The sequence below is a fragment of the Nocardia sp. NPDC060220 genome (assembly GCF_042727815.1).
Lineage (GTDB): Bacteria > Actinomycetota > Actinomycetes > Mycobacteriales > Mycobacteriaceae > Nocardia.
On record NZ_JBHWZY010001137.1, the window covers coordinates 1 to 1,792 of the forward strand.

At 69.8% G+C, this 1,792-nt stretch carries 2 protein-coding genes; both read right to left on the reverse strand.

Annotation, left to right across the window (positions count from 1 at the left end; all coding sequences use genetic code 11):
- Positions 1-18 precede the first annotated feature (18 nt).
- Complete coding sequence (rdgB, locus tag ACFWF3_RS34540) at positions 19-624, reverse strand: RdgB/HAM1 family non-canonical purine NTP pyrophosphatase (RefSeq protein WP_378996673.1); 606 nt, start codon at positions 622-624, stop codon at positions 19-21.
- 2 nt (positions 625-626) lie between these two features.
- Positions 627-1,391: a ribonuclease PH gene (gene rph, locus ACFWF3_RS34545; protein ID WP_378638916.1), complete on the reverse strand. Its 765-nt coding sequence runs from the start codon at positions 1,389-1,391 to the stop codon at positions 627-629.
- Between the last annotated feature and the right edge of the window lie 401 nt (positions 1,392-1,792).

The following is a 1,792-nucleotide window of genomic DNA, read 5'->3' on the forward strand; positions in this document are numbered from 1 at the left end:
CTTGTGTTGTGTGGTCGGTCAGGCCAGGGCGGCCAGGGCCGGGATGAGCTGAGTGAGTGCGCGGCCCCGGTGGGAGACCGCGTCCTTTTCGGCGGGGGTGAGTTCGGCAGCGCTGCCGGTACCGCCCTCGGGGAGAAACAGCGGGTCGTAGCCGAAACCGCCGTCACCGTGCGGTTCACGGGCGATGGTGCCGGGCCATTCGCCGCGCACCACCGTGGTCGTACCGTCGGGCAGGACCAGCGCGCAGGTGGAGACGAAACGGCCGCCGCGACGGTCGTCGGGGACGTCGCCCAGCTGGGCGAGCAGCAGGGTGTTGTTCGCGGCATCGTCGCCGTGGCCGCCCGCCCACCGCGCCGACAGCACACCCGGCATCCCGTTCAGCGCGTCGACTTCGATGCCGGAATCGTCTGCCACGCAGGGCAATCCGGTGGCGACGGCACCGTCACGCGCCTTCGCGATCGCGTTCTCCTCGAAGGTGGCGCCGGTCTCGGGCGCCTCCTCGTACGGGGGCACCTCGTTCAGGCTCACCAATTCGATTCCGGCCACCCCGGCTTCATCGAGGATCCGGCGAAGCTCCTTCAGCTTCTTGGCATTTCGGCTGGCGACCAGCACACGCACGGCCACGACTACTTCTTCGCGGACGGCTCGGGCAGGGTGCCCGGGTACGGCAGTGCCAGCGCCGCCTTCTGGATCGCGAACAGCTGCTCGGCACCGGCGAAGGCCGAGTCGAGCATCTTGTCCAGGGTCGACCGCGGGAACGTCGCGCCCTCGCCGGTGCCCTGGATCTCGACCAGAGTTCCGGTGTCGGTGGCCACCACGTTCATGTCGACCTCGGCGCGCGAGTCTTCCTCGTAGGGCAGGTCGAGGCGAACACGCCCGTCGACCACACCCACGCTCACCGCGGCGATCATGCACGAAATCGGCTGCGGGTCAGCCAGTTTGCCCGCGGCGGCCAGGTAGGTCACCGCGTCCGAGAGCGCCACATAGGCGCCGGTGATCGCGGCGGTGCGCGTGCCACCGTCGGCCTGCAGCACATCGCAGTCGAGCGCGATCGTGTTCTCGCCGAGCGCGGCCAGGTCGATGCAGGCCCGCAGCGAGCGCCCGATCAGCCTGCTGATCTCCTGCGTCCGCCCACCGACCTTGCCCTTCACCGACTCCCGCCCACTGCGCGTGTGCGTGGCCGCGGGCAGCATCGCGTACTCCGCGGTGAGCCAGCCCAGCCCCGAATCCCGGCGCCACGGCGGCACCCCCTCGGTGACGCTCGCGGTGCACATCACCCGCGTCTGCCCGAATTCCACCAGCACCGACCCCGCCGGGTGCGTAGTGAATCCCCGAGTGATCTTCACGTCGCGGAGTTCGTCATCCGCCCTACCATCAGCTCGTCTAGACACAGCCGACACACTAGCGCGTGCCCCCCACTCCCCGCCCAGCCACACCGAAGCCTCCGAAGCCCGCACCCACACCGCACTCCCAGCGACACCACACACCCCAAGGTCCGTAGCTCGACCGCACCCCCAGTGATACCGCGCACCCCGAAGTCCACACCCCTACCGCGCTCCCCGCGACTCCATACACCCGAAGTCCGCAGCCCTACCGCACTCCCAGCGACTCCATACACCCGAAGTCCGCAGCCCTACCGCACTAGCCGGCCCCACCGTTCAACCCCAGATCCGCCATGACCGCACCACCAACCACCGCACTCCCGACCCCTAGGGAGGGACGGCCACGAAGTGGCCGGTCCGCGGCCGGGTCGCCGGTCAGGCGCCGCGGAGATGCGACGAAGGAGCGATTC